The 6000-nt window shown below is 67.8% G+C and carries 5 protein-coding genes; 1 reads left to right on the forward strand and 4 read right to left on the reverse strand.

All coding sequences use genetic code 11. From position 1 onward, the window contains the following. Window positions 1-649: 649 nt before the first annotated feature. Window positions 650-1531 carry a hypothetical protein gene (locus tag AC067Z_RS32420; protein ID WP_478793217.1) on the forward strand — a complete coding sequence of 294 codons (882 nt, stop codon included), beginning with the start codon at window positions 650-652 and terminating at the stop codon, window positions 1529-1531. 87 nt (window positions 1532-1618) lie between these two features. Here the strand turns inward: AC067Z_RS32420 and AC067Z_RS32425 are convergent, their stop codons facing one another. From AC067Z_RS32425 to AC067Z_RS32440, 4 genes are all read right to left on the reverse strand, one after another. Next, complete coding sequence (locus AC067Z_RS32425) at window positions 1619-2410, reverse strand: hypothetical protein (RefSeq protein WP_478793218.1); 792 nt, start codon at window positions 2408-2410, stop codon at window positions 1619-1621. Window positions 2411-2688: 278 nt separating this feature from the next. Next, window positions 2689-3183, reverse strand: a complete 495-nt coding sequence (locus AC067Z_RS32430; protein ID WP_478793219.1) for a lamin tail domain-containing protein — start codon at window positions 3181-3183, stop codon at window positions 2689-2691. 260 nt (window positions 3184-3443) lie between these two features. After that, window positions 3444-3914, reverse strand: a complete 471-nt coding sequence (locus tag AC067Z_RS32435; RefSeq protein ID WP_478793220.1) for a lamin tail domain-containing protein — start codon at window positions 3912-3914, stop codon at window positions 3444-3446. Window positions 3915-4923: 1009 nt separating this feature from the next. Next, window positions 4924-5553 (reverse strand): class I SAM-dependent methyltransferase, encoded by a 630-nt coding sequence (locus tag AC067Z_RS32440; RefSeq protein WP_478793221.1) that lies wholly within the window; start codon window positions 5551-5553, stop codon window positions 4924-4926. Window positions 5554-6000 lie beyond the last annotated feature (447 nt).

Below are 6000 nucleotides of genomic sequence, written 5' to 3' on the forward strand. Positions count from 1 at the left end.
CTGCTTGTACGTTGTTCCATCAGGCAGCAGACGCTTGTCGTCGGGATTCTCCAGGACGCGGAGGCACGAGCCCTCCTGTCGGTCGAGGCGCCTGACCACCTGGTGCATCGGCCTGCTGCTGCCGGCGGCGCGTTCCGCGCTGCTCCGATCGAGCGGTGAGGCGCCACTGCTGCCGTGGGACCCTCAGTGAGCAGCAGAAACAGCGTTACGCTCCGCTCTTATCGCACCAAAGGACACGGAGAGCGCGTATGAGGCATGGCCTCGGTTGGGTGACCCGTATCGGCGTGTTCGCGGCGTGTCTCGGGCTTGTCGCATCGTGTGGTTCGGCAGGGGGCGGCGATGGGGACGACTCCTCCCCCACCCCGTCGTCGCCGAGCCCTGCGACATCAGCCCTGAGCCCCACCCCGTCGTCGCCGAACTCTGCGACAGCAGCCCCGAGCCCCACACCCTCGCCGTCCGACAGCTCACCTTCCTATGGCGGCGAGCCGATCTCTCGGCCTCCAGCTGTTCCGAAGGGCACAGGACCGTCTGAGAAGCAGGAACCCGGCATCGCTCCGCCGGAGTCGGACTACCCCGATTGCCCTGGTGCTCCTGGTTGCCCGCCGTCCCCGGGGAACCGCACGCCTGAAGAGCCCACGCCGGACGGCACGTGAGCGAAACGGACCCTCGCCCGACCCGGCCGGCCAAGCAAACTGGCCCGGACCGGGCGTCGCCGACCGCGCTGGTCAATGTCGTGATCGCGCAGGCGTCGTTCATCGCCGCCTTGATGTTCTACGTCGGCGTCATCTATACGACCGCGTACTACGGCTACTTCCACCTGTCCCCCTTCTCTCTGGGCTTCGGCTTTGCTGAATTCGTCCTGCAGAGCCTGCATCTGATGACCTTCCCGGTCCTCGTGTGCGCCGTCGTGCTGCTCATCGCGGTTGGCCTCAGCGGGCGCCGGCCGCGCCAAGGACTACCCGGCGGGTTGGTGCGCGCCACGTCGCTGTGCATGTCGGCCCTGGCCCGCTACTACTTGGTCGTCGTGGCGGCAGGCTTGCTCCTGCTCATCATGTGGTGGCAATGGCAGTTGCTGCTCCCGTATCGCTGGACGGGCCCGTTTCTCATCGCCGTCGGCCTGCTGCTCGGTGAAGCACGGAAATCTGACGTGGATCGCCGGAGAGGCCTGCGGGACACAGTTGTGTCGATCTTCGCCGCCGGAGTGTTCCTGCTATGGGCGGTCACCCTGGCCGCCGGCCAGCTGGGCGCGCAGAATGCCAGGAGCGACGCCCGTGATGTGATCACGCGCACCGGTCTGGTGGTCTACAGCGCGCAGCCACTTGGCCTCACAGCACCAGCAACGAGACTCCGATACGAATACCTCGGCGAGGACGTCCACCTTCGCCACCGCTACACGGGCCTTCGGATCATCTCGGCACGCCAGGGGCGGTACTACGCCGTGCCCATCGGGTGGAGGGCAAAGACCGACCACGTCTTTGTCATTCGGGAAGCCGACGATGTGCGCATCGAGTTCCAGCCCGGTGTGCAGTAGACGCAGGTTCCGTCGCGACGCGCGTACTGGCTGCCCTGCGGTGTCGGGGCGGACGGAGACCGTGCTCCTGGCGCGCTCCCACCGACCCTACTGGCAGCCGGGCGGGCAGGGGTTGTAGCAGCCGCCGGGTGGGCATCCGCCTTTGTCGCCCGGGTGGTAGTCCTCGTCACTGCTTCCGCCTCCCCCACTGCCGCTGTCGTCGTCTTCTGATACTCCAGCGTCGGAGTCGGCTGTGGGGCCCGGGTCAGGGGAAACGTAGTCAGGGTCAGCGGCGGGGTCCTTGTAGAGCCCTCTGGCCGACGGGCAGCCGTCCCCGTTCTCCACGCCATGCAGGAGGATCTCCGGTTCGGCCACCAGAGCAGTGCCGGCCTCGACGCTTTGGAAGCACACTCTCCACGTTGCGTATCCACCGTTCTCGTTGTTCGTGTCGTAGGCGCTCTCGTCCTCGTACGCGGCCACGATCACGACGTCGCCCGCCCGGCCCGCCAGCTTCTCCACCGCTGCTGCGTAGGTGATGCCCTTCACGTCGAGCATCTCGGGCCAGGGGATGCGCTTGCCGTCCCCCTTCGGACACGGCGCCGCATGCGGCACGGCGGCGAAGTCGACCCTGCTCAGCGTTGCCTTCTCGAAGCACACCGTCCAGTCGCCGGCGGGCGTCTCGTCCTTGTCGCTGGCGTCGTGGACGCCAACGCTCAGCCCCATCCGCCGAATGCGCTCCCGTGCGGTAGCGACCATCTCCCCGATCTGGCTCCCCGCTGGACTCGGAGTGGTTGTGACGGTCGCAGTGACCGTCACGTCCGGCGCCGACTCCTTGTCGTCACAGTCATCACCACACGACCTCAGCAGGAGCAGAAGCAACACCCCACCCAGGACGGCCAAGCCACCGAACCATCTCTTTTCACGCCTGCTCGTCGCCAATGCAGTGATACCCCCGGTTTCCTGTGCTGGTCCTCGGGCCCGCACACGCCCGGAGCCTGGTGCGCCAGCAGACAGATCGGGTCACGACATGGCTGATCGACGAACAGCGACCGACCAGGCGACGCGTGACGTTCCGCAGGCGTCATGGACTTCCGCACGATCGCTCGATGGCGCAGGCCGATCGAGCCCGGCGCTTTGTGTCCCGGGCTCGAGCGGCCGCATGCCGGTGGCGGCGTGGGTCAGTGGAAGGTGACGTAACCGTTGCCGTCGCGGTCGTTCGCGCTCTTGGTGTAGGAGTGGACGTCGGCGCGGCTGCCCGTGGGCTTGTAGAGGTTGATGGTGTCGCGGTCGTTGTTCCAGATGAAGTTGCAGTTGTCGCGGTAGACGACGTTGCCGCCATCGGAGTCGGTGCCGTTGCCGCCCCGGAGCTTCACATAATCGCCGGGCTGCAGGTAGTGGTTGGCGGTGAAGGTGAACCGGTTGCCGACGGCGTCCTTGACGACATAGCCCTTGAGGTTGACGGTCGCCGAGGACGAGTAGTTCTTGATCGTCAGGTACTCGTGGCGGGTGTTGCCGGTGGAGCAGCTGTTGGAGTCCCGGCCCGGTGCGTCGTACTGGACGCCGGCGACCTTGAGCGCTGAGGAGTATTCGGCGGCCTGAGCCGGGCCCGCGGTCAAGGCTGCGAGTGTGCCGGCCGCGAGGGCAGCGGCTATGGCGGCATGGGTGGTGCGCATGGTGAGGTCCCCCCTCAATAGTGCTGATGAGCGGCAGAAGCCTACAGACGGAACGAGTTGCTGGTTGCGGTTTCAAATTTCTTGTCCCGGACATTCGGCTTCACGGTGTGTTCTGCTGCCGGACGGCCGGTGTGACAGGTGGCGGTGCGGGTGTGCGCCGGGCAGGTCAGGCTGCCCAGCACACACGCTCAGCGTCCTGCCGGCGAGCTGGGGGCGTCCGCCATGGACGGGCGGACGCCCCGGCTCACCTGCCGACTGGATCAGTGACGGTGGTGGCGGCCCCAGGACTTGGTGTCGACGGTGCGGCCGTGGTCGTCGCGCAGCGTCGACTTGTCGGAGCGGTTGTCCCACACGTAGCGGCTGCGGTCCTGGAACAGGTCGGCACGAGAGTCGCGGCCGTGTCCGGTGTGGATGCGGACCGTGGCGCGGCCGGCGAGGCGGACGTTGTTGAAGCGGTAGCGGTCGCCGTCGCTGTTGCGCAGCGTCCAGCCGTCCAGATTCACCGAGCGGCGGCTGTTGTTGGTGACCTCGACCCACTCGGCGTTCAGCGAGCGGTTGGAGCCGTTGTCGCGTCCGGGGCTGTCCGCCTGCACGCGGCTGATCTCGACCCGCGGCTGCTGGCGGTGGCGGTCGCCGTCGTGCGCGGAGGCCGGCACAGCGACGACGGTGACGACGGCGCCGGCGGCGAGGACGGTCGCCGCGATACGGCGGGCGGTCGAAGAAGCGGACATAGGTGATGTCTCCTCAAGAACGGTGCCCCACCGGCCGATACAGGCAGGTGGTGGCGGTGCGGGTTCCCGGTCCGTGTGGACCGAGGAACCAAACTGTGGAGCTTCCGTGAAGCCGGTGGCGGGACAACCGGGGCCGGTTACCGAGTGCTGACATTTCCGTAACTGTCGCCTGCACAGAACACGCATATGCGACGGGCGTGGCCCTGACATTCACTGACCGCTACACCCACCCGTTGAAGGATCAACAGAAAGCCCTTGCGTGCTCCGGCGCACACCCGGTCGCGCCACCCGGCGCGCCACCCGAACGCTCGAGCCGATCTTGGTAACAGCCGTTCTGTACGTTTCTTCGCACACCAGGTTTCACCTCGCATGCACGTGCGAACACATCGAGGGCTCCTGCCGCACCGGGGGAAGCGCGACAGGAGCCCTCACCGGCCCGCCTGCCCCGGTCACGTCCCTCAATGCCCCGGCACCCGAAGAAACTTCCAGGTTGCCCGCGCTCGTCACCGATGGCAGCGCAACGATGCGCGCCCTCTCAACCTCCCCCGGACCGACCAGGCCGGTCACGACCTGCCGCAGCAGGCCGACAGCGCTCGGTCCGACTGTTTCGACGCTCTGCGCGACGGCTCCCACAGCATCTAGCGGTGCTCGCTGGCTCGGGTTGCGCAAGAAGGCGCCACCTGGCGCGAACTGCGGCGCCGCGAGATCGGCCTCTGCTCGCTGCACGAGCGCCTGGACACCACCACCCCCGGCGGCCGGCTCGTCTTCCACGTCTTCGCCGGGCTCGCCGGAGTCATCGTGCTCCTCTACGCCCAGCCCGTGAGCCGCATCGTCCGGCTCGGCGTCGACGACATCATCCGCGACGGCGACACCGTGCTGCTACGGCTCGGGGAACCGGCCTCGCCCGTTCCCGCACCCGTCGCCGACCTGCTGCTGGAACACATCGCGAACCTCGACAACATCCGAGCTCCTGAACGAAGTCGGAGTTCCCGCCGCAGCCGGCCATGCTCTAGCAGAGGCGGGCCAGCAAGTGGGCGTCGAGGAAGCCCCGCTCCGAGGCCGGGTCGTGGAGCAGCCGGGCGAACGTGACGAGCCCGGCCCCGGCCAGCAGCTCGGCGAACCGGTCCGCCGGCCAGCTGTAGGCGGGCGTCACCTTGTGGTCGAAGCGGACCGGCTCGGGCCCGTCGGTCGCGAAGAACGAGACCAGGAGCAGGCCACCTGGTGCCAGGACACGCGCCTGCTCGGCGAGCAGCGCGGGTAGCTCCCCAGGAGGGGTGTGGATCATCGAGTAGTGGGCCAGCAGGCCGCCGAGCGCGCCGTCCTCGACAGGCAGGGCCTCCATCCGCGCCTCGTCGAACTGCAGCGCCGGATGGGCCCGTCGGGCGTGGTCGACCATGGCCGGGGAGAGGTCGAGCCCGAAGGCATCCAGCCCCAGGTCGTGCAGCATGGCCGTCAGATGTCCGGGCCCGCAGCCGACGTCGGCCGCCCGCGGGTTCCCCGTCCCGCGCACCAACTCGGCGAAGGTGCCGACCATGGCCCGCGTGAACGGCTGCGTCTCCAGCCGATCAGCGAACATCGACGCATACAGCTCGACGATCCCGTCGTAGGCCGCCCTGGTCTCATCCTGGTGCTCCACCACGGGAAGGAAGTTAACACCCGCCGTTCGCAGCCGTTCTCCCGCCCCGTGCCCGTCGCGGACGCTCTCGGCCACCACGACAAGACCACCACCGGCTCCGCAACGAGACCGGTGGGGCCCGGAGTCGATACGCCGCCGGCGACCACAGTCGGTCACCAGTTGGCCGGGTTCCTCGGGGAACCGGCGACAGTTGATCAGGCGATCACACGTACCAGAGGCCGGCCCTGCCTCGTCAGCATCCCTGCTGATCAGCTCATTTCCCCCTGCAGCAGGGGCCGAAAGAGGTTCAGTGGCTGGCCTGTTCGATCCTCTGGCTCCGCGGAACCACGCGGTGTTTGTTCAGACTGGCCCTAGGCCCAATACCGGTGACTTTGGCTGGTGTTGGTCGTTGGATGTGGTGTGCCAAGGCCTGGACAGGTGAAGTCGTCGGGTGAGCGGTTGTCGGACCGG

Source organism: Streptomyces sp. NPDC043812, from assembly GCF_056436245.1.